This window comes from Wenzhouxiangella sp. XN201 (genome assembly GCF_011008905.1).
Taxonomy (GTDB): domain Bacteria; phylum Pseudomonadota; class Gammaproteobacteria; order Xanthomonadales; family Wenzhouxiangellaceae; genus Wenzhouxiangella.
Genome location: NZ_JAAIVI010000017.1, coordinates 653,492 through 672,735, shown reverse-complemented (window position 1 = coordinate 672,735; position 19,244 = coordinate 653,492). Strand labels below are relative to the sequence as shown.

The 19,244-nt window shown below is 63.1% G+C and carries 14 protein-coding genes and 1 tRNA gene; 10 read left to right on the top strand and 5 right to left on the bottom strand.

Going from position 1 to position 19,244, the window contains the following annotated elements:
* Nucleotides 1-102: 102 nt before the first annotated feature.
* Nucleotides 103-426, top strand: coding sequence for a ferredoxin FdxA (fdxA, locus tag G4Y73_RS03455; RefSeq protein ID WP_164229400.1), 324 nt, complete (start codon nucleotides 103-105; stop codon nucleotides 424-426).
* A gap of 25 nt (nucleotides 427-451) precedes the next feature.
* On the opposite strand, the gene G4Y73_RS03450 is transcribed toward fdxA, so the two are convergent.
* The gene (locus G4Y73_RS03450; RefSeq protein WP_164229398.1) at nucleotides 452-1,078 is read right to left on the bottom strand and encodes a hypothetical protein; all 627 of its coding nucleotides are present in this window, start codon (nucleotides 1,076-1,078) and stop codon (nucleotides 452-454) included.
* Between the two features lie 336 nt (nucleotides 1,079-1,414).
* Here G4Y73_RS03450 and G4Y73_RS03445 point away from each other — a divergent pair, with 336 nt between their 5' ends.
* The 5 genes from G4Y73_RS03445 (at nucleotide 1,415) to G4Y73_RS03425 (ending at nucleotide 7,796) form a co-directional block, all read left to right on the top strand.
* Nucleotides 1,415-1,864 (top strand): peroxiredoxin, encoded by a 450-nt coding sequence (locus G4Y73_RS03445; protein ID WP_240451126.1) that lies wholly within the window; start codon nucleotides 1,415-1,417, stop codon nucleotides 1,862-1,864.
* 37 nt (nucleotides 1,865-1,901) lie between these two features.
* Nucleotides 1,902-3,293: a PhoH family protein gene (locus G4Y73_RS03440; RefSeq protein ID WP_164229393.1), complete on the top strand. Its 1,392-nt coding sequence runs from the start codon at nucleotides 1,902-1,904 to the stop codon at nucleotides 3,291-3,293.
* Between the two features lie 144 nt (nucleotides 3,294-3,437).
* Nucleotides 3,438-4,784 carry a hypothetical protein gene (locus G4Y73_RS03435; protein ID WP_164229391.1) on the top strand — a complete coding sequence of 449 codons (1,347 nt, stop codon included), beginning with the start codon at nucleotides 3,438-3,440 and terminating at the stop codon, nucleotides 4,782-4,784.
* Nucleotides 4,781-5,737, top strand: a complete 957-nt coding sequence (locus G4Y73_RS03430; protein ID WP_164229389.1) for a hypothetical protein — start codon at nucleotides 4,781-4,783, stop codon at nucleotides 5,735-5,737. The genes G4Y73_RS03435 and G4Y73_RS03430 overlap by 4 nt, the downstream gene beginning before the upstream one ends.
* A 16-nt stretch (nucleotides 5,738-5,753) precedes the next feature.
* Nucleotides 5,754-7,796 (top strand): protein kinase, encoded by a 2,043-nt coding sequence (locus tag G4Y73_RS03425; RefSeq protein WP_164229387.1) that lies wholly within the window; start codon nucleotides 5,754-5,756, stop codon nucleotides 7,794-7,796.
* Here the strand turns inward: G4Y73_RS03425 and G4Y73_RS03420 are convergent.
* Complete coding sequence (locus tag G4Y73_RS03420; RefSeq protein WP_164229385.1) at nucleotides 7,748-8,572, bottom strand: NRDE family protein; 825 nt, start codon at nucleotides 8,570-8,572, stop codon at nucleotides 7,748-7,750. The two genes, G4Y73_RS03425 and G4Y73_RS03420, sit on opposite strands and share 49 nt — an antisense overlap.
* 109 nt (nucleotides 8,573-8,681) lie before the next feature.
* Here G4Y73_RS03420 and G4Y73_RS03415 point away from each other — a divergent pair, with 109 nt between their 5' ends.
* The gene (locus G4Y73_RS03415) at nucleotides 8,682-9,821 is read left to right on the top strand and encodes a hypothetical protein (RefSeq protein ID WP_164229384.1); all 1,140 of its coding nucleotides are present in this window, start codon (nucleotides 8,682-8,684) and stop codon (nucleotides 9,819-9,821) included.
* Between the two features lie 684 nt (nucleotides 9,822-10,505).
* Here G4Y73_RS03415 and clpB read toward each other — a convergent pair.
* The gene (clpB, locus tag G4Y73_RS03410; RefSeq protein WP_164231193.1) at nucleotides 10,506-13,103 is read right to left on the bottom strand and encodes an ATP-dependent chaperone ClpB; all 2,598 of its coding nucleotides are present in this window, start codon (nucleotides 13,101-13,103) and stop codon (nucleotides 10,506-10,508) included.
* A gap of 177 nt (nucleotides 13,104-13,280) precedes the next feature.
* Between clpB and G4Y73_RS03405 the strand changes: the two genes are divergently transcribed.
* Nucleotides 13,281-15,842, top strand: a complete 2,562-nt coding sequence (locus G4Y73_RS03405) for a S8 family serine peptidase (RefSeq protein WP_164229381.1) — start codon at nucleotides 13,281-13,283, stop codon at nucleotides 15,840-15,842.
* Between the two features lie 40 nt (nucleotides 15,843-15,882).
* On the opposite strand, the gene G4Y73_RS03400 is transcribed toward G4Y73_RS03405, so the two are convergent.
* Complete coding sequence (locus G4Y73_RS03400) at nucleotides 15,883-17,310, bottom strand: aldehyde dehydrogenase family protein (protein WP_164229379.1); 1,428 nt, start codon at nucleotides 17,308-17,310, stop codon at nucleotides 15,883-15,885.
* A 113-nt stretch (nucleotides 17,311-17,423) separates the two neighbouring features.
* On the opposite strand from G4Y73_RS03400, the gene G4Y73_RS03395 reads away from it, so the two are divergent.
* Entirely contained in the window at nucleotides 17,424-17,978 is a 555-nt protein-coding gene (locus G4Y73_RS03395; RefSeq protein WP_164229377.1) for a cob(I)yrinic acid a,c-diamide adenosyltransferase, read from the top strand.
* Nucleotides 17,978-18,889, top strand: a complete 912-nt coding sequence (locus tag G4Y73_RS03390; RefSeq protein ID WP_164229375.1) for a histone deacetylase family protein — start codon at nucleotides 17,978-17,980, stop codon at nucleotides 18,887-18,889. The genes G4Y73_RS03395 and G4Y73_RS03390 overlap by 1 nt, the downstream gene beginning before the upstream one ends.
* A 215-nt stretch (nucleotides 18,890-19,104) precedes the next feature.
* On the opposite strand, the gene G4Y73_RS03385 is transcribed toward G4Y73_RS03390, so the two are convergent.
* Nucleotides 19,105-19,178, bottom strand: a tRNA-Gly gene (locus G4Y73_RS03385).
* Nucleotides 19,179-19,244: the final 66 nt, after the last annotated feature.

The window sequence follows — 19,244 nt, the reverse complement described above, 5'->3', positions numbered from 1 at the left end:
CCAACTGCTAAAATAACCGCCATAGTTTAGCACCTGCCGGCTGCGCCCTCTCACGCGAGCAGCCGCCGGCCGGCATTCGGGCCACTCAAGCGAAAGAAAACCATGACCTTCGTCGTTACCGAGAACTGCATCAAGTGCAAGTACACCGACTGTGTAGAAGTCTGTCCCGTCGACTGCTTCCACGAGGGACCTAACTTCCTGGTCATCGACCCCGAAGAGTGTATCGACTGCACCCTGTGCGAGCCTGAATGCCCGGTTCAGGCCATTTACCCCGAGGATGACTTGCCCGAGGATCAGCAGAAGTTTCTCGAAATCAACGAGGAGCTGTCACGCGAATGGCCGGTCATCACCGAGATGAAGCCCGCCCCGGACGATGCCAAGGAATGGGAAGACGTGCCCGGCAAACTCGATCACCTCGAGCGGTAGGCACGCCCGAATACGGGCGGCAGGATCAGCCCAGTCGTTCGCGCAATCGCGCCAGCACGAATTCGGCGCGCTCCATTTCGACGATACTGCCGTCCTCGTCGAACAGTTCGACGCGCGTCTCATCGCCCCGATCAGCCGGCTCGACCCGCGCGACGTAGTCACCGCTGTAATCGATCGCTTCGGGCTGCTGCCAGAAAAACAGTCGGGAAAACCCGGTTTTCTCCGGCTCGATGGGATCGTGGTTGAAGCTGAAAACGTAGCGACGATCCCCCTCGCTGGCGCGACGCAGTTGCATATCTCCGCGGTCGAGGGTGAATCCCAGTCGTCGCCATACACTGCCCGGCTCGTCCTCGACGGCCAGGTAGAGCCCGTTTCGCCCGAAGCGGATATGGGAGCGCGACTTCTCGGCGTCAGCGCTTGTCTGCACCTTTGGCGGCCACTCCTGCTGGCCCTCGGCCGCCAGTTCGGGCAGCGAGTATCCCGGCACATCGTAGACGGTACTGGTCAGTGGCCGGTCGAGTCCGGCCGGAGCCTCGATCGGCTTGACTTCCTCGCTGCCTGCGTAGATGGGCCGTTGATCGCGGTTGAAGCAGCCGCTCAGCAGTACGGCGACGGCGAGCGAAGCAAAAAAGGTCATTCGGGTTGGCATCATGCCTGTTTATTCCGGTCTGTAATGAGTCAATTTCGAGCGGCCCGGGCGCGAAGGCTTCGCGGCCAGATCTGCATCTGACGCCACGAGCAATCGGTGGACGACCACGCAGTTTAGGCAAAGCGAACCGCCACGTAAAGCAATCGCGACCCGAGCCGGAGTGCGGAGCCCCTTCACCGGTCGTCTGGTTCGCGCCGCCTTGCTTGCGCACTTCGAGCGGCGCAAGTATCCTGAATTCCAGCACCCATTGTAACCGCAAACAGCCGCCGAAACGGGCGGAAAATGTCACTCAAACCCCTGATTTAACTAATATTTTACTTTAATATGCCCGAATCCGACATGCAACTGACATCCACACCGCTCGAAGCCACCGGAAATCAGGCGCTGCGGCTCGACGATCTAGTCGGTCAACCTGCGGTGATTTACTTCTATCCACGCGACAACACACCCGGCTGCACCAAGGAAGGCGAGGCCTTTCGCGATCACTACGAGGCCTTCCAGGCCCTGGGTTGCCAGATCGTCGGCGTCTCGCGCGATTCGCTCAAGAGCCATGAGAAGTTCGCCGAAAAATACGGCTTTCCGTTTCCGCTCGTGGCCGATCCGGACGAGAGCCTGTGCCGGCAATTCGACGTCATCAAGGAAAAGAACATGTACGGCAAGAAGGTGATGGGTATCGAACGCAGCACCTTCCTGTTCGACCGCAAAGGTCAGTTGGTGCGCGAATGGCGCAAGGTACGCGTTCCCGGGCACGTCGAGGAAGTGCTCGAAGCCGTGCGCGAACTGGATTGACCTCCCCCCTGCCCCCCTTTCCGGAGGACCGTTGACCATGGCGGAGCGCCCGCGTCTGTACATACTCGACACCAACGTGCTGATGCACGACCCGACCGCCCTGTTCCGCTTTGCCGAACACGACATCTTCCTGCCCATGATCGTGCTCGAGGAACTCGACCGGGGCAAGAAGGGCGTGTCCGAGGTCGCCCGCAACGTGCGCCAGGTCAGCCGCTTCATCGGCCAGTTGATGGGCGGCGTGAAGGACCTCGACGAGGGCGTGCCGCTGACCGAACCCGATGGCCTGCGCCTGCAGGTAGGCAGCGGCCGGCTGTTTTTCCAGACCCGGCCGTTCGAAAACGGTGCCGAACTGATTGGTGAACGCGGCCTTGCCGACAACGAAATCCTGTTGGCGGCACTCAATCTCAAGCACCTGTACGACGAACGCCAGGTCGTCCTGGTGTCGAAGGACATCAACCTGCGCATCAAGGCGGCCATTCACGGCATCACCGCCGAGGACTACTTCAACGACCGCGCGCTCGATGACCTCAGCCTGCTCTACTCCGGCGTTCTTGAACTCGACAACCGCTTCTGGGAAGAACGCGACACACGCGATTCCTGGACCGATAACGGCCGCACCTACTACCGGATCGGCCGCAGCGACGACGACGAGTGGTATCCCAATCAATGCCTGCGGCTCGACGACAACAACGGCCTGGAAGCCATCGTACGCGAGCTCGGCAAAGACAGCGTGATGCTCGAGGTGGCGCGCGACTACCGGCGTTCGCAGCACGGCGTGTGGGGCATCCACGCCCGCAATCCCGAGCAGAACTTCGCGCTGAACCTGCTGATGGACCCGGAGATCGATTTCGTCACCCTGCTGGGCACGGCCGGCACCGGCAAGACCCTGCTGGCCCTGGCCGCAGGCCTGTCGCAGACGCTCGACGACAAGATCTATCGCGAAATCATCATGACCCGCGCCACCGTCTCGGTGGGCGAGGAAATCGGCTTCCTGCCGGGAACGGAAGAGGAAAAAATGACGCCCTGGATGGGCGCGTTGACCGACAATCTCGAAGTGCTGACCGACAGCGACGAGGCCGGTGGCGACTGGGGCCGGGCGGTAACCAACGAGCTGGTCGCCTCGCGCATCAAGATCCGCTCGCTCAACTTCATGCGTGGCCGGACCTTTCTCAATCGCTACCTGATCATCGACGAGGCGCAGAATCTCACGCCCAAGCAGATGAAAACCCTGATCACCCGCGCCGGTCCGGGCACCAAGATCGTCTGCCTGGGCAATGTCGAGCAGATCGACACACCCTACCTCACCGAGACGACTTCGGGCCTGACCTTTGCCGTGGATCGCTTCAAGGATTGGCAGCACGCCGGCCACATCACGCTGCGGCGCGGCGAGCGCTCGCGCCTGGCCGACTTTGCGTCCGAGCAACTCTGACGAGTTTCCTGTCGGCGTACCGGCTGCGGCCGTGCACAGTTCCCGGAAGCCAATGCGGTAGCATACGGATTGCCACGCCGCCATCCGTTACCGGCATAGACGCGGAGAGTCGGCTCAGAGAGGGAAATCCGTGGAGGGATTCCAATGACAGCTTCATTCAGGTCGCTGGCGCGAGTGCTGCTCTTGTCAGCCATGCTCGCCGTCACCTCGGCGGTTCATTCGCAGGACGAAGCGCCGTCGTGGCGCACGGATTTCGGAATCGAAACCCGACTGCATTATCGTGACAGCGACCGCAATCGCTTCGCAGTGAATTTTCCCTTCACCCCCGACATGCTGCCGCCCGGGCAAACGCAGGGCTTCATGGAAACGGTCGAGCCGGGCGGACACTTCGAGGTATCGCTGATCAGCTTGATCGCCAACATCGCACGCGGCAACCGCTTTCTCGCACATGCCCGCGTCGATTTCATCGACCGGCACGACCGCAATCCGACCTCGGGCGACCGGAAGATCGATGTCGACCAACTGTGGCTGCGCTGGGGGCGTGAGATCGCGCCGGCCCTGCCCGCCGAAGGATTCGGCGGCTACGTCAAGCTGGGCAAGTTCGAGAAGTTCGAGCGCCAGAATGACCGCCATCTCGAAAGCTACGGCCTGGTCTCCACCGCCTTCAATCGCCTCGAAGACCTGGGTGCCGAGTTCGGTCTCGACCTGGGCGGCAATTTCTACCTCAAAGGCTCGATCACCCAGGGCAATCCGCTGTTCATCCGCGATCCCAATGCCCTGGCTGGCGACAACGGCATCGATGCCCTTCGCCAGCCCAACCCGGACCCTGAACTGAAGACCGGCATCCCGATCCTATACGACGCGGAAATCGAGGGCCTGGACTTCGACGGCAACCCCGAACTGGGTGCGGCCGCCGGCTACCGCTGGGCCGACGCATCCGGCCAGCGCGCCTTCGACATCATGCTCTTCGGCTACCACGGCAAACTCGAGGAAACGGTTTCGCTCCACGGCACCTTCTACGGCGGTGACCTGGACCTGCTGCGCGGTCCGGCCAACCAGTTTGCCTACCCGGCACTATCGGGCAACGATCGCGAAGAATACGGCGTCAACCTGCGCGCCTACCTCGGCGATCTGTCCCTGTTCGGCCAGTATGTCGATCAGGAAATCGCCTCCCTGCCGCGAAGCGGCCTGGAGCTGGAGGCCGCCTGGTCGTTCGAACTGCCACTGGTCTGGTCGATCGAGGGCCGGCAACTGTTCTCGCACATCCAGCCGGCTGTTCGCTATTCGCGCCTCGACAATGATTTCGCCAATCCGGATATCACGCCCTTCCCCAGCGGCGCCTGGGACTGGGAGAAGGTTGATGTCGGCGTGCGCCTGACCATCCTGCCCGGCCTGGACCTGACGGCCGAATACGCCGACAACAGATTGTTTACGGCTGGCGGAAAGGCCAGCAACGATGAGTGGCTGGTTACGCTGAGGTGGCGCTCATGACACGCCTGGCCGCGGCGCTGATTCCGATTGCCCTGATCCTGTTCGGCTGTGCACCGGCGCCCACGCAGCAGGCACCAGCCGATGAACCCGCGCCGGCCTCGAGCGCCCAATCCGTGCCCGAAGATCCAACACCGCCTGAGCCAACGGATCCCGATCCGGGCGAGACCAGCGAATCACCCGAGCGAGCCTCCGAGACAGCCGAGCCGGCCGAGCGCGCCCGAGAAACGGAATCACTGCCGGCGGAACAAGCCGCAGAAAAGGCCGATCCAGAGCCGGAGCCAGCACCGGGGGCTCAACCGGAACCCGCAACGGAAACACCGCGGGCCGACGCTGTGGACGATCGGACAGTGACGCTCTCGGGCCGCATCACGCTGGTCGGCGGCGATGCCGACCCCGCCGAGGCCGTCGTCTACTTCATCCCGCAGGCCGCCGACGATATGTCCGGTGGGGACGAGTCATCGGAAGCGCTCGAGATTGTCACGCGCGACAAGTCGCTCTCGCCGACCGTGCTGGCGGTCTCGCGCGGCAGCGAAGTCCGGTTTCCGAATGAAGATCCCATCCTGCACAATCTGTTCTCGGTCTCCCCGGAGAACGATTTCGATCTGGGAGTCTACGGACCGGGCGAATCGCCCTCCGTTTCCTTCGAGCAACCCGGTGTCGTCAATATCTACTGTAACGTCCACCACGACATGCACGCCCATGTACTCGTCGTCGACACGCCCTGGCGCGCGCAACCCGACGCCGATGGAAACTTCCGGCTGACAGGCCTGCCGCCGGGTAAGGGAGAACTGCACATCTGGCACCGCCAGAGCGATCGCTGGTCGCGCCCGATCGAATTGCCCGCAAGTGGCTTGCTCGAGGCGACGCTGGAGGTCACCAGACCCAGATTGCCCCCGCACCGCGACAAGACCGGCCAACCCTACAATCGTCGAGACCGTGACCCCTACCGCTGAACGATCCGGATTATCGTTGGGCGCGAGGCTGTTCCTGGCCTTCGGCCTGGTGCTGGCGCTGGCCGTCGGTGGTGCGATGGTGGTCACGCTCAATGTCGTTCGCGATATCGCTGCCGATGCGGTCGACACCTCGCTTTCCAACAGCCAGTCGGTGCAGCGCTATTTCCGTCAGTTCAGGGCGCGCCAGCTCGAACTCGTGACCGAACTGGTCTCGTCCGACCCCTACTTCGGCAGCTATGTCGACGAAGCCGTCAACGCCGACGATCCCGACCTCGCTGCCCGCTCGGTGGCCGACCTGCTCCAGACCAAGCGCAACGAGTTCGGTCTCGATATCGCCCTGGTGCTCGACCCGGACGGCAACGTCGTGGCGCGGACCGATCGGCCGCAGGCGCTGGCGGTCGATCTGTCGAGCGACCCCCTGGTCGCCCGCGGGCGCGAGGAACTGGGACCGGTCAGCGGCCTGTGGACCAGCGGCGACGCGCTGTTCCAGGCGTCCGTCACGCCGATTGCGCGCGGACGTACGGTAGCCGGGTTCCTGATCACCGGGCTGGCGCTCGACAATTCCCTGGCCAACGACGTCAAACGGGTCAGCGGCGCCGACGTGGCTTATCTGACGGCCGGCGAGCGTATGCGCGTGGTTGCGACCACGCTCGACGTCCCGGCCACCGACCGCCTGCTTGCCGAGATCGAGGCCACCGACGAACTGGGCGAGGCATTGCTGGCCCCGTCAGAGTCCGGACGAACCTTCCGGCTCGACCTGGCCGGTGACCGCTGGCTAATGCAGTTGTCCCCGCTGATCGATGCCCACGGCGACGCTTTCGGCACCACCGTCGCGCTGACGTCACTCGATCGCGAACTGGCGGCCTACCAGAACATCCCGATCGTGGGACTGGTTACCGGCGTGGTCGCGATCGTCGTTGCGCTGATTCTGTCCTACGTCATCTCGCAGCGCATCCTTCAGCCCGTAAGGCGGCTCACCACGGCGGCCGAGGCCGCTGTAGACGGCAACTATCGACACAAGGTCGCTACCGAAGGCAGCGACGAGATCGGCCGGCTGTCGCGATCCTTTGACAGCCTGCTGAGCAGTCTGCGTGAGAAGCGGGACATGGAGGACTACATGGCCGACATGGCGCGTCACGCGCCGCTGGACGGACATCGTGAGCATCCCACCGAGCCGGTCGAACAGCCGGAAGGACACGCCACCGAACCGATGGAGGAACCCACTCGTTCCGCCTCGCCATCGGGCGACCTGAAACGCCACCTCGGTGAGCGCTACGAATTGCTCTCCGAACTGGGACAGGGCGCGATGGGCGTCGTGTTCAAGGCCTACGATCAGAAGCTCGACGAAATCGTGGCGATCAAGATGCTCAAGCCCGGCAGCGTCGATCAGCAAAGCCTGGAACGACTCAAGAGCGAACTCAAGCTGGCGCGCCGCATCACCCATCCCAACGTGTTGCGCACCTACGATTTCGGCGAGGCCGGCGATGCGCCGTACCTGTCGATGGAGTACGTCAGTGGCATGACCCTCAGGGAACTGCTCGACCGCCGCGGCAAACTGCCCTACGGGGCGGCCTTGCGCATCGCCCGCCAGTTGTGCGCGGGGCTTCAGGCGGTGCACGAAGTGGGTGTCCTCCACCGCGACATCAAACCCGGCAATGTCATGCTCGAACACCGCGGCAACGCGAAACTCATGGATTTCGGGATTTCGCGCCCCGCCCGGTCGCAGGGCGCTTCCACCAACGACAATCTCAGTGGAACCCCTCACTACATGGCTCCGGAACAGATTCAGGGCGGCCAACCCGACGTGCGCACCGACATCTACTCACTAGGCGTCGTGCTCGAGGAACTGTTTACCGGCGGCATGCCGTTCTCCGGCGAGAGCTCGATGGAAGTGGCCGTCGCCCGGCTCCACCATCCCCCCGTGCCGCCTTCCAAGTACTGGTCCGCGATCCCCGAGGAGCTCGAGGCGATCATCCTGCGCTGCCTGGCCTTCGCACCGGAGGATCGCTATCAGGACACCGAATCACTGGCCGCGGAGCTGGGCGAACTCAGGGGGTAGCGGTAATCCATTTCGCCGACGATCCGCCCGGACGAATCGAAAACGCGTTCGGCAGCTTGGTTTTGAACTCCCAGTGACAGGATGGTGGTGCAACGGGTGCCGTAGCGTTCGCCGACGATGAACGGCGGAGACAGGAATCGTTCCAGGTCGGCGCCGACGCCGGTGTCCGGCAAGTCCGCGTCGGGAGCACCTTCACGGTCATTCATGAGTTCGAAGAGTCGGTCGGTGTCGATCGAGGCCGTCGATGCCAGCCCGCGCAGGGCGATCGCCGCGCGCCGCGTCTTGGGCCAGGGCTCGTCGAGCAAGCCGTTGGACAGCGCATGGACACCGGGGGAGACCGCCGCCGGGCGAGCGTGGGAGGAACAAAACCAGAGGGTTTCCCGATCCCCGGCAAGCAGATTGAAGGGGCCGTATTCAGCCCGCCGCGCATCGATTTCACGGACGAAGGCTTCCGGCGCTCCTGCACCTTCGAGGAAGCGTACGGGCAATTCCCCACGCGAGCGCGTGCCGGCTTCGACACCCGGATCGCGGAAATTGGTGACTGCCGCCCAGCGGCCGTCTCGAGCGACCGCAACCCAGGTGCCACCGGCACGCTCGTCGCGCCCAGCCAGCGGACCGTCGGGCCAGTCCCACCAGGCCATCGGCCGGGCGGGTCGGTCATGGAACTCGTCGCGATTGGCCGCCAGCAACAGGTGACGACGGTTCCCGGGACGGAAATCAAAAGCAATCAGGCACATCAACGGCATTGTATTCGAGCCGCGTCCGCCTTCGATCATGCAGGCAAGCCGGACGACGGTTGTTGGAGACATCCGCCAGGGCTAAACTCAAGGAAATGCAATCCAAGGCCCAGCCAGGATAATGACGAAAAGACCGGGATTCCTGTTGGTGATCAGTTTACTGGCAACCATGCTTGGCGGCTGCGCAACGTCAACCCCCAAGGCGCCACCTCAGCCTGTCCAGGCGCCACCCCTCAATCTCGACCTGTTTGGTCCACCGGCCCACATCCCGGATGAAGCGGAAATCTTCGAACTATCGGAGTTCCAGATCCAGAAACTCAATGCATTCCTGGCCCGCTTCGATGATGAAACAGAACGCCACTGGCAACTCGCCCGCTTCATCCACGAACACTTGTCGGACTTCGATTACCAGGGGCGGACACTGACCGCATCACAGGCATTGCAGGACCAACAGGGCAACTGCATGTCCCTGGCTGTCATCACCAGTGCCTATACCCGACATCTCGGGCTGGAGTACGACTTCCAGTTGATGCGCACGCCGCCCGTTTTCGAACGCGAGGGCGACCTGGTTCTGGTCAGCGACCATGTTCGTACCCGCGTCTACCCATCCAGCTCCGAATCCGGGGACGATCCCGAACTGCGAGCAGGCCGCCGGGCCATCATCGACTACTTTCCGGAGCGCAAACGGGTGCCCAGCTCACCCGTTTCGAACCAGGATTTCCTGGCCATGTTCTATCGCAATCTCGCCGCGGAGCGGATACTCGACGGCAAAACCAACGAAGCATTCTGGTTGGCCCAACGGGCGAAATCGATCAGCCCGGACAATGCGTCGGTACTCAACCTGCTGGCAATCCTTCATCGCCGTGCCGGCGACGAAACGACCGCCGAGGCGCTTTTCCGCTATGGCCTGGAGCACCATCCAGACGATATCAACCTGTTGCACAACCTTTACGCGATGATCGAAAGCCAGGATCGTCACATCGAAGCCCGGGCACTGCTGGAGCGGCTGGCAGACCTTCCCGACCACAATCCCTATCCACGGATACTGCTGGCTCGTCAACTAACCGAGGAAGGATTCCTCTCTCGTGCCAGGAATATCTATGAGTCCATCCTCGACCAGATGCCCTATCTGCACGAAGCGCACTGGGGCATGGCCGTCATCCACGCCCAGAAGGGCGATGACGAAAGCGCCCGCAAGTCGCTTGCAACGGCCCTGCAATACACGCGGGCCAATCGGTATGAGCGTCTCTACAACGCCAAACTGCACGCCTTGAAGTCGGCACACTAGGTGTAGGGTTGTTCTTTGCTTCTCTATCGCTAGGAAGTTAATTGCTACCGGCATGTCGGTGGCCTCGACAAGTCAAAGGCGATTTCGCCCGGCGCGCTTCGCGCGCTCTTGCGGCGAGGTACTTTTTTGTCGCGCAAAAAAGGTACCCAAAAAATGCGCTTAAAAGATGACGGTTACGTCTCAGGAACCCCTGAGCAAACTGGCTTCACGGACTGTGACTGGGGCTTTGCTCGGGCCCGGCTGCCGAACATGCTGGCTTGCGATAACGCCTGGCGCGGCCCGCATCTGGCACTGCGACTTTGAGTGGCGCCTTACCTCGGAGGTCTGTGCCACCCTTTATCGAAGCCGGCCTCGATCGAGGTCGTGCTGTCTGGGTGCGGGCTACGCCAGGGCTTTATCGAACACGCCATGTTTCACGACCGAGCATTAGCGAAGGCACGAACGGTATCTCCGTTAAGCCACAGAGACCTCTGATCCTGCGGCACAACCGCGTCTTTAAGAGCGCTTTTGGTTCCTTTTGTCGCGACTGACAAAAGGAACTCGCCCAAAGAGCTTGCGAAGCAAGCCGGGCGAAATCGCCTTTGACTTGTCGAGGCTCCCACAGCCACCGGTGGAATCAATCAATCTAGCGCCGACAACTCAAGCGGCAGCAACGCACAACCCAGCGGCAGCGAACGCCGACCATCAACCGGCGGCAGCCGCCTCCGCCCCAGCCTCGCGCACAAAGCTCAACTCACCATCGGCGGCATCGATGCGAACCGTATCGCCCGGTGCAAACTCACCGGCCAGGATTCTCTGCGCCAGGGCGTTCTCCAGCCGATTCTGGATGGCCCGCTTGAGCGGCCTCGCGCCGTAGACCGGATCGAAGCCGGCCTCGCCGAGCAGGTCGAGCGCGGCATCGGAGATCTCGAAGCCGATGTCGCGATCGGCCAGGCGCCCTTCGAGGTACTTGATCTGTACTGCCGCGATCTCGCGGATCTGCGACCGGTCGAGCGGGTGGAAAACCACGATCTCGTCGACGCGGTTGATGAATTCCGGCCTGAAGTGCCGGCCGACGACTTCCATCACCGCCGCTTTCATCGAATCGTAACCCTGACCCTGCAGCTCCTGGATGCGATCCGAACCCAGGTTCGAGGTCATGACGATGACGGTATTGCGGAAATCGACGGTACGGCCGTGGCCGTCGGTCAGTCGGCCGTCGTCGAGCACCTGCAGCAGGATGTTGAACACTTCCGGGTGGGCCTTTTCGACCTCGTCAAGCAGGATCACCGAGTAGGGCCGGCGCCGCACCGCCTCGGTCAGGTAGCCGCCTTCCTCGTAGCCGACGTAACCCGGTGGTGCACCGATCAATCGGGCCACGGCGTGCCTTTCCATGAACTCCGACATATCGATGCGCACCATGGCGTCCTCGGTGTCGAACAGGAAATTCGCCAGCGACTTGCACAATTCGGTCTTGCCCACGCCCGTGGGGCCCAGGAACAGGAAGGAGCCATTGGGGCGGTTGGGGTCGGCCAGGCCGGCACGCGAGCGGCGGATCGCATCGGCGACAGCCTTGACTGCTTCGTCCTGGCCGATGACGCGCTCGTGCAGCGCCTCTTCCATCTTCAGCAGCTTCTCGCGTTCGGACTCGAGCATCTTCGAGACCGGAATGCCGGTCCAGCGGCTGACGACTTCGGCGATCTCTTCCTCGGTCACCTTGTTGCGCAGAAGCTGAAAGTGGTCGGTCGTCTCGCTCGACTCGGCCTGTTCGAGCTGGCGCTCGAGTTCCGGAATCCGGCCGTGCTGCAACTCGGCCATGCGGGAAAGATCCTGCGCCCGTCGAGCGTTGTCGAGTTCGGCACGGGCGCGTTCGAGTTCTTCCTTGATGTGCGTGGCGTCCTGCACCGAGGCCTTTTCGGATTTCCAGACCTCATCGAGGTCGGCGAACTCGCGCTCAAGCTCGTCGATCTCGCCTTCGAGGTCGGCCAGGCGCTTCTTGGAGGCCTCGTCGGTTTCCTTCTTGAGCGCCTCGCGCTGAATCTTGAGCTGAATGAGGCGGCGTTCGAGGCGATCCATGGCCTCAGGCTTGGAGTCGATCTCCATGCGGATGCGGCTGGCCGCCTCGTCCATCAGGTCGATCGCCTTGTCGGGCAGATTGCGGTCGGTGATGTAACGATGCGATAGCGTGGCAGCGGCCACCAGTGCCGGGTCGGTAATGTCGACGCCGTGGTGCACCTCGTAGCGTTCCTGCAGGCCGCGGAGAATCGCGATGGTGTCCTCGACACTCGGTTCCTCCACCAGCACCTTCTGGAAGCGACGCTCGAGCGCAGCGTCCTTCTCGATGTTTTCGCGGTACTCGTTGAGTGTCGTGGCACCCACGCAGTGCAGCTCGCCGCGGGCCAGGGCCGGCTTGAGCATGTTGCCGGCATCCATCGACCCTTCGGTCTTGCCGGCGCCGACCATGGTGTGCACTTCGTCGATGAACAGGATGATCTTGCCTTCTTCACGCTTGATCTCGTTGAGTACGGACTTGAGCCGCTCTTCGTACTCACCGCGATACTTCGCACCGGCGATCAATGCGCCCATGTCGAGTGACAGCACGCGCTTGTTCTTGAGCCCCTCGGGCACCTCGCCATTGATGATGCGCTGGGCCAGCCCCTCGATAATGGCGGTCTTGCCCACACCAGGCTCGCCGATCAGTACCGGATTGTTCTTGGTGCGCCGCTGCAGTACCTGCACGGTACGACGAATCTCTTCATCGCGGCCAATAACCGGGTCGAGGCGCGACTGCTCGGCCCGCTCGGTGAGATCGATCGTGTACTTCTTGAGCGCCTCGCGCGTATCCTCGGCGTTGGGGTCTTCGACCTTCTCGCCACCGCGCACCGACTCGATCGCTTCTTCGACCGCCTTGCGCGTCACGCCTGCCCGGTGCAGCAGTTCGCTCAGAGCCACCTTGGCTTCCAGTACCGCCAGCACGAACAATTCGGAGGCGATGTAGGCATCACCCCGCTTGTTGGCGATCTTGTCGGTCAGGTTCAGCACCCGCCCGAGATCGTTCGACATATTGATCTGACCGGCCTGCCCGGAGACCTTGGGAAAACCCTCGATCTTCTCGCCCAGGGCCGAGCGCAACTGGTCGACCTGCGTACCCGAACGTGCCAGCAGCCCGCGGATACCGCCGCCTTCCTGGTCCAGCAGTGCCACCATCACATGCTCGGGTTCGAGCATGGCATGATCGAGTCCAACGGCCAGCGACTGGGCTTCGCCCAGGGCCTGCTGGAACCTGGCGGTCAATTTGTCCATTCTCATAACAGGCTGACTCCCTTGCAGATATTCGACTTATCCACAGGGTTGGGTTGAACCCGCAAAGAATCAAGTGGCGGCCGGCGCACAAAATCCCTAAACTGGGCGAAAAACCGAATCCGGCCCTGGGGCATCATCTTGATCGAATTGAGAAAATCCGTCATTTGGACGGCAGCCTTGTTATGCCTGTGCCTGTTCGAGCCGGCCCAGGCCGATGAGCGCTGGTTGCGCATTGATGCACCTGAAAGCGGCGCAAGAACCAGCCTGCCGGCCGAAGCCATCGATTACGGCAGCTTCATCTGGCTGCCCGAACAGGCGGCAGCCAGGGCCCGATTGCCTGGTCGGGTGCAGGCTTTCGAGCGTCCCTTCGACTATGAGATCGACGGCATTCATTTCGATCCGGCCGGCGGATTTCCGGCATTCGAACCCGAGTGGATGGCGTCCCGGCGGGACGCAGCTGCGGACTTTCACCTGGTCCAGTTTCGCGGGCCGGTGAAGCCGGAATGGCTCGAGGCTCTGCGGGAAATCGGCCTCGATCCGGTCCAGTATCGCGCACCGCTGAGCTACATTGTCTGGGGCAGCCCGACCGAAGCAGCCCGGGCCCGGGATCTGTCGTTCGTGCGATTCGGCGCTCGTCTGCCGCCGATCATGCGGGTGCCCGGACGCGATCGCCACAGGCCCGACGCCCATACCAATGCCATGGCGCTGATCTACGCAGCCCAACGTTTCGAAACCATCGCCGCGCTGGAAGCCCTGGGCGTCACGGTTCGAACCGTCCGCAGCAGCGGCCTGCAGCTCGATCAGCTTCACCTCGAGGCCGAGCCGGAAATGTTTGCCCAACTGGCGGCCATTCCGGGGATTCTGGCCCTGCAGCAGATCGCCGACGACGGCGGCCCCCGTGGCGAAATGAGCAATCAGTCTGTGGTCGGGGGGATCAGCGGCGATCAGGTCGTCCCCGGCTACTCCGAGTGGCTGAACGGTACCGAGCTGAGCGGCGAGGACATCATCGTCAGCGTGGTCGACGGCGGCATTCTCCGCAGCCACGTCGACTTCGACAGCCGCTTCCGCGATTGCGTGAGCACCGGCGAAGAACTGACTTCCTGCACCTCGGCCAACGACTTCCACGGCACGCACGTCGCTGGCGCCATCGCCGGTTCCGGCCTAACCGGGATCGTCGATGGAGAAGGCTTTCTGCGCGGCCTCGGCATGGCGCCCGAAGCCAGGCTGATTGAGCAGCGCTATCCGGATTTTCTCGATGGCGGCCCGGACGGTGAGGGTTCAATGGTTCCCAACGGCATGCTTACGATCTTTCATGAATCGGCGCTCAGCGGCGCAGTCATCTCCAACAACTCCTGGGGCCCGGCCGGGACGCCGCGTGGCTATGACATTCCCACCCGCCACGTCGACATGATCACCCGCGATGCCGATCCGGATGCCCCCGGCGCCCAGCCCATTCTGGCGGTCTGGGCTATCATGAACGGTAATGGCGATCGAGGCGACGGCGAGTGTTCGCCATCCTCGCTGGGCGCGCCGGACGAGGCCAAGAACCTGCTGTCGGTCGGCTCGACTGCATTGCAGAGTTCCAAGCGCGAAATTTTCGATATCTCCGCCAACAGTGCCCATGGCCCGGCATGCGACGGCCGGCAGGTGCCGCAGTTGGTCGCACCGGGTTGTTACACGGATTCAACGACTTCGGGAAGCGACACCGCGCACGGCTTGCTATGCGGCACATCAATGGCAGCGCCGGTGGTGGCAGGGGCCACCGCATTGTTCTTCGAGCAGCACAGGGATCAGTTCGGCACATTACCCAGTCCGGCCCTGAGCCGCGCGGTTTTGAGCGCGACCGCGAGGGATCTCGCGGGACAACTCGACGCCAACGGCAACGTCCTGGACCACCGGCCCGACCGCAAGCAGGGTTGGGGTCGGTTGAACGCCTCCCGGGCACTGCAGCCGGAATCCAATCTCACGCTCATCGATCAGATCGTGACCCTGACGGCCACGGGCCAGTCCTGGCAGGGAAGCTACATCATCCACCACGCCGACCAGCCGGTCAGCATCCGCCTGGCCTGGACCGATGCACCGGGTCCGGGGACGGGTGGGACCACCCCGGCCTGGGTCAACGATCTCGATCTCGTCGTCACCGCCAATGGCACGGAATACTATGGCAACGATATCGACCCGACCACGGGCTTGTCCCGACCCGAAGGCACTCCGGACGGCAGGAACAACCTGGAGGGCGTGGTGCTGTCCCCGGACCAGCACCAGGGTGGCGAAATCGTCATCAAAGTGCTGGCCGCCAATATCGCTGGCGACGCACTCGACCCCTGGCAGCCGGCCGCGCCCCGCCAGGACTTTGCTCTGGCCGGACTGAATCTGGGCGCACCAGGAGAGGCCGTGACACTGGCCTTCGCCACGCAGCCGGCGGATCGTGAACCCGGCCAGCCCCTGCCTGCCATCGAGATCGAGTCCATCGATGCCGCCGGGCAGACCGCGCAGGGCCCCGAAATCCGGATCTCGCTCGAACTGGATGGCTGCACCGGGCACTGCACCCTTGTCGGCACGAACGAGCGCGAAACGCAGAACCACCGCGCCATCTTTTCCGACCTGTCGATCCCTGACCCTGGAACCTACCGGCTACGGGCCCGATCGGCCAACCCGACGATCGACGGCGCACTCAGCGACTCCTTCAGCATCGCACCGCTATTCGGGGATCGCTTCGAACAGCCGCCGCCGGAGTGATCAGTCGCCGACACATCGTGCCCCTGGCAGGCCGGATCCATCAGATGTCGCGAATCGCCAGCAAGCGAATCTCGGTCATATCCTCGATCGCATAGCGGATGCCTTCACGGCCGAGCCCGGAGTCCTTCACGCCGCCATAGGGCATGTGATCGACGCGGAAGGAAGGCACGTCGTTGATGATCACCCCGCCCACTTCCAGCCGGTTCCAGGCCTTGTTGATCTTGCCAATATCGCGAATGAACAGGCCGGCCTGCAGGCCATAGCGTGAATCGTTGATGGTATCGAGCGCAGCGTCGAAGTCGCTGAAGCGCTCCAGCGTGACGACCGGCCCGAATACTTCCTCGACCCGCAGCTTGCTGTCGGCCGGCACATTCTCGACCACGGCCGGGCGGACGGTGCTGCCCTCGCGTTCACCACCGACGAGCAACTTGCCGCCGCCGTCGACGGCTTCCTGAATCCAGTCAACCACCCGCTTCGCATCACCCTCGGTGATCAGTGGCCCGATCCAGGTGTCTTCATCACGCGGATCACCGCCGGGAAGATCACCGACCTCTTTGCAGAGCTTGCGGCTGAAATCGTCAAAGATGGCCTCGTGTACCAGCACCCGCTGGACCGACACACAGCTCTGGCCGGACTGGTAGAAGCCGCCGAAGAGCACGCGTGCGACAGCATCATCAATGTCGGCATCCTCGTCGACCAGGCAGGCCGCATTGCCACCGAGTTCCATGACCACCGGCTTCTTGCCGGCCTTGCTCTTGAGCATCCAGCCGACCTTGTCCGAGCCGGTAAAGCTCATCAGCTTGAGGCGCTCGTCCTCGGTAAAGCGCGCGGCATCTTCGCGATCCACGCAGAGGATGGAAAACGCCCCCTCCGGCAGGTCGCACTCGGACAGGATTTCACCCATCAGCAACGCGCCGACCGGCGTCTTCTCGGCCGGTTTGAGAATGAACGGACAACCCGCTGCAATCGCAGGTGCGATCTTGTGGGCGACCAGGTTGTAGGGGAAATTGAATGGTGTGATAAAGGACACGGGTCCGATCGGCACACGCTTCCACATTCCGGAATACAGCTCTGCGCGCGGGCTGATGTCCATCGGAATCACCTCGCCTCCGATCCGCGTGGCTTCCTCGGCGGCGACCTGAAAAGTCTCGATCAGGCGCGTGACTTCGCCCTTGGCGTCGCGGCGGACCTTGCCGCCCTCGACGATCAGCACCTCGATGAGTTCCTCTTCGCGCTCGCGGAATCGCTCGACACAGTGCAGCAAGGCATCGCGTCGCTTGTACGCGGGCAGCTCCGCCATGGGCCGGCTGGCCTTTACGGCCGCGGCGATGGCTTTGTCGACGATCGCATCGTCGGCATTCGCCACCCGCCAGGCGACCTCGCCGGTGTGCTTGTCCAGAACCTCAAGATCCTCGTTGGCGTACACGGGGCGATTGGCGAGGTAGTAGGGAAGGGCTTTGGTGGACATGACAGCACTCCATCCAGCGGGAAGAAGATTCAGGTTAACGCACAACCCGTCAACTTTCACAAAACGAGCCAACCAGCCAACCAGCCAACCAGCCAACGCACTATAATCATGCCATGGGCAATCGACTCTCGAAAATCTATACCCGCACCGGCGACGACGGCACCACCGGGCTTGGCGACGGCAGCCGCACGGCCAAGGACAGCCTGCGCGTGGAAGCGTTCGGCACCGTCGACGAACTCAACTCGGTGATCGGCGTGGCAGTGGCCGAGATGGAAGGCCTGGACGAACTGGGCGGGTTGCTACTCGATATCCAGCACCACCTGTTCGATCTCGGCGGCGAATTGTGCATACCCGGCAGCGAAATGATCACCGACGACCACATCGACCGACTCGAGCAGGAACTCGACCGGCTCAACGACGCGTTGCCGATGCTCAAGGAATTCATCCTGCCCGGCGGATCCCGGGCCGCCGCCCAGACCCACCTGGCCCGGACGGTCTGCCGCCGGGCGGAACGGCGCATGATCACCCTGGCACGTCACGAACCGGTCAACGAACCGGCCATCCGCTATCTCAATCGACTGTCCGACCTGCTGTTCGTCGTAGCACGAACGGCCGCCCGCGCATCGGGTGCGGGTGAGGTGCTCTGGAACCACGAACGCAAGCGCTGATGCTCATCGTACTGTCACATCCGGACTGCGCCGGGCACCGGCCGCCGGCCGACCATCCGGAATCGCCGGCCCGTCTGGCGGCCGCGCTGCGAGGTCTCGAAGGGCTGAACGGTATCGAGCACCGGCAGGCCGAAGAAGCCAGCGACGAGCAGCTGCGACTGGCCCACGGCCTCGAATACCTGCAGGACCTCGAGCGCCGCGACAGCGCTGGCGCGGCAGAAAAGATCGATCCCGATACCTGGCTCGGCCCCGGTTCGACCAGGGCCGCTCGGCTGGCCGTCGGCGCGGTGTGTCAGGGTGTGCAAGCCGTCATCGCGGGCTCCTGTCCGCGGGCGCTGGCCATCGTTCGTCCGCCGGGTCATCATGCCGAGGCGAATCACGCCATGGGCTTCTGCTTCTATGGCTCGGTAGCCATCGCCGCGCTCGCAGCGCAGGAAGTTCACGGCCTGGAGCGTATTGCGATCTGCGATTTCGACGTTCATCACGGCAACGGAACCGAGGCAATCGTGGCCGGGAAAAAGGGCATCCTGTTCATCTCCTCGCACCAGTCTCCCCTGTACCCGTGTACCGGCGATCCAGATGCGACCGTGGGGGACAATATCGTCAATGCCACCCTGCCACCGCAGGCCGACGGAAAGGCCTTTCGCCGACTGTGGTCGGAGACCCTGCTGCCCCGTCTCGACGCCTTCCGTCCGCAACTCATCCTGGTCTCGGCCGGCTTCGACGGCCATATCGCCGATCCGCTCGCCCAGCTCGAGCTTGATGAAAGCGACTACAACTGGATTGGCCAGGAACTGCGCCGCGTCGCCGACCGTCACGCCGATGGCCGCCTGGTCGCATCACTGGAAGGCGGATACGATCTCGGCGCCCTGGAACGCTCGGTCCGGGCCTTTGCCGATGCGCTGCTGTGAGAACTGTGGTCCCTGGTCCCAGGCCCCTGATCTGGACGGAGCGGGCGAAGGGAATCTAACCCTCGTCACGAGCTTGGGAAGCTCGCGTGGCCGTTATACGCAATCTACGCAGGCGACACGATACGGGCGACTGCCAGACAGGTGCGGCTTGCGCGCCAGCGCGAGAAGCGCCTGACTGGCTGGCGCATTGGAACGCGGTCTTCGGAGAGTAAGGTTGGAGCGGGCGAAGGGAATCGAACCCTCGTCTCCAGCTTGGGAAGCTGGGGTAATGCCATTATACGACGCCCGCTCGAATCTGAATCCTAGCGGCCCTTTCGCCCCTTGGCAATCCCCCCAATAGAATCGGGCCCCGCAC

What these genes read in the sequence shown, in the direction of transcription:
- G4Y73_RS03435 (WP_164229391.1), top strand. Translation starts at nt 3,438, where the DNA reads ATGACAGCTTCATTCAGGTCGCTGGCGCGAGTGCTGCTCTTGTCAGCC.
- G4Y73_RS03400 (WP_164229379.1), bottom strand. Translation starts at nt 17,310, where the DNA reads ATGTCCACCAAAGCCCTTCCCTACTACCTCGCCAATCGCCCCGTGTAC.
- clpB (WP_164231193.1), bottom strand. Translation starts at nt 13,103, where the DNA reads ATGGACAAATTGACCGCCAGGTTCCAGCAGGCCCTGGGCGAAGCCCAG.
- fdxA (WP_164229400.1), top strand. Translation starts at nt 103, where the DNA reads ATGACCTTCGTCGTTACCGAGAACTGCATCAAGTGCAAGTACACCGAC.
- G4Y73_RS03390 (WP_164229375.1), top strand. Translation starts at nt 17,978, where the DNA reads ATGCTCATCGTACTGTCACATCCGGACTGCGCCGGGCACCGGCCGCCG.
- G4Y73_RS03450 (WP_164229398.1), bottom strand. Translation starts at nt 1,078, where the DNA reads ATGATGCCAACCCGAATGACCTTTTTTGCTTCGCTCGCCGTCGCCGTA.
- G4Y73_RS03440 (WP_164229393.1), top strand. Translation starts at nt 1,902, where the DNA reads ATGGCGGAGCGCCCGCGTCTGTACATACTCGACACCAACGTGCTGATG.
- G4Y73_RS03420 (WP_164229385.1), bottom strand. Translation starts at nt 8,572, where the DNA reads ATGATCGAAGGCGGACGCGGCTCGAATACAATGCCGTTGATGTGCCTG.
- G4Y73_RS03445 (WP_240451126.1), top strand. Translation starts at nt 1,415, where the DNA reads ATGCAACTGACATCCACACCGCTCGAAGCCACCGGAAATCAGGCGCTG.
- G4Y73_RS03395 (WP_164229377.1), top strand. Translation starts at nt 17,424, where the DNA reads ATGGGCAATCGACTCTCGAAAATCTATACCCGCACCGGCGACGACGGC.
- G4Y73_RS03430 (WP_164229389.1), top strand. Translation starts at nt 4,781, where the DNA reads ATGACACGCCTGGCCGCGGCGCTGATTCCGATTGCCCTGATCCTGTTC.